Raw genomic sequence first — 2,029 nt, forward strand, 5'->3', positions numbered from 1 at the left:
AGCCCAAGTCCCTGTCAAGACCTGACCTCACGTGCAAGCTCCGGACGCTTACTTCGGTCGTCTTTCGTTGCCCCCGCTCGATAGCGCCAAACCCTCCCTCTGCCACGTGGCGATGTCCGGCTGCCCCCTGCTGCACGAGGAACTACGAAAGGAAGCAATTCGCTTCTAGAGTGTCCCGCTGATACTCGCTGTGTGCGCTGCTTCAGCTGCAGCCGATCTGCAGCCGCCTTGATGATGTAAGCGCATCCCTGGCACGATCGAGGGCACTGCGGAGTTGCCAGATTTGACCCTAGATAGCACTGGCCAGCCTGTCATATCGACGCTGCGAAGGCGTGCCAAAAGCAGCCTAGCTGAACGAAAATGGAGGCAAACCGACGTGTGGCAGAAAGACATTCTTGTGTTGCCTGACGACCTGATTGCGTTCGCCTGGTCTGCGCCGATGCGGGAATTGGCGGCGAAGATCGAACTATCCGACGTCGGGCTGAAGAAGCTACTGACGCGATGTGGCGTTGCGTCGCCGCCGCAAGGCTATTGGAACAAAATCCGCGCCGGAAAGAAGGTGCCGGCACTACCCAAGGCGCGACCGCGGCGCCCCGGTGAAACGGGCCGAGCAAGTGTCGACGCGCGCTTCAAAAAGGTCCTGTCGATTGCAGCCCCTCTCGCATCTAATGGGCCATTTGCATCCGCTCTGGTTCCAGAAGACCTCGACGAACTCCACGCACCGGAATTGCAAGCGATTGGCAAAGCTTCCGTCCCACACACGTTGGACAGGCCACACAAAGGGCTCGTTCAAATACTCAAGCAGGAGCAGCGCCGCCGCGATAAAAATGCAGAACGTGAGTGGACCTTTGACGAACCCAAGTTCGACAATCCACTAGGCAAGCGACGACTGAGAATCTTCAACGCATTGTTCTTGGCGCTCAGCAAGCGGGGCCACGACGGTGGTGCCTACGAGCGCGATGGAGAAATTCACGCGGGAGCCGCCATCGGTGACACACATGTTGGTTTGGACATTGGAATAGTCGGTAGCCACCGCACCGTGCGTCAGCACGGCTACCTGCGGCCGGCGCCGGACTTGCCAGCATCAACGCCGCTTGCCCTGCGGGTCGACCCAGGTTTCGACCGCAAGAATGCGGTTTCTTGGCAGGACGACGGTGACACAAAGCTTGAATCTAGGATTGCAGAGATCGCGGCTGCGATCATCGTAGCTGGCGAGAAGAAGTTCCGGCTTAGCCTGCGGGAAGCCGAGGAGCGTGCGGAGCGGGAGCGGCTTGAGAAGGAGAAGCAGCGCCAGGAATGGCTGGTTCAACTTAACCAAAAGCGCCTGCAAAATCTGCGCAACAGCGGCGAACTTCTACGTCAAGCCGAAGACATTCGCGCGCTTGTTGAGCGCGTCCGTCGCGCGATCGATGATGGTTCGGCTGACATCGATGCCTCGGCACTGGAAGCATGGCAACGTTGGGCACTCGCTGAGGCAGACAGGATCGATCCAGTGCAGTCTGGTCAAATTTTAACGCATCTCAACGAGCCGTCGTTGTAGCGCATCGCTGTAGTTGAGCCGGCCGTTGGCGGCCCAGGGCTTGTGATTGGCGCTTCGATCTGACGTGTAGCCGTCCTCGCCAATCCAACAAGCGATTAAGTTTGGAAGCCAGCCCCTCTACGGCAGCGAGCCAACCGTCACGTCGAACGGAAAGGTCACAAGCCGGCCGATAGCCCCAAGCGAGGAGCGCTGTATCTATGCCATTGATCGTCACCCGCATGGGCCGAAACTGTCAGTTAGCGGGTTCGGCGGCAACGCCGTAGAGTCCGGTCGCTGAAGGAGAGGCGCTCCAGCTGAGGGATTCTAGAAAAGGACTAGCTGAAGATTGGAGTGTTCCAATCAGCCTCATTGAAAATTTCGCGCGCAATGAAGTCCATGAGCACCAGGCCGGCCGATAGAAATTCTGCGGTTCGGCCGTAGGTAAAGGGGTAAGCGGTGTTTCCGGACCACCTTTCGGGAGTGGTCTCGATCTGTGAGGTTGCCGGTTCT

At 58.6% G+C, this 2,029-nt stretch carries 1 protein-coding gene; it reads left to right on the top strand.

Going from position 1 to position 2,029, the window contains the following annotated elements; genetic code table 11:
* Positions 1–376 precede the first annotated feature (376 nt).
* Complete coding sequence (locus tag ACWGTO_RS33235; protein ID WP_454578922.1) at positions 377–1,540, top strand: hypothetical protein; 1,164 nt, start codon at positions 377–379, stop codon at positions 1,538–1,540.
* The last annotated feature ends 489 nt before the right edge of the window (positions 1,541–2,029 follow it).

Source organism: Mesorhizobium sp. PL10, from assembly GCF_053714315.1.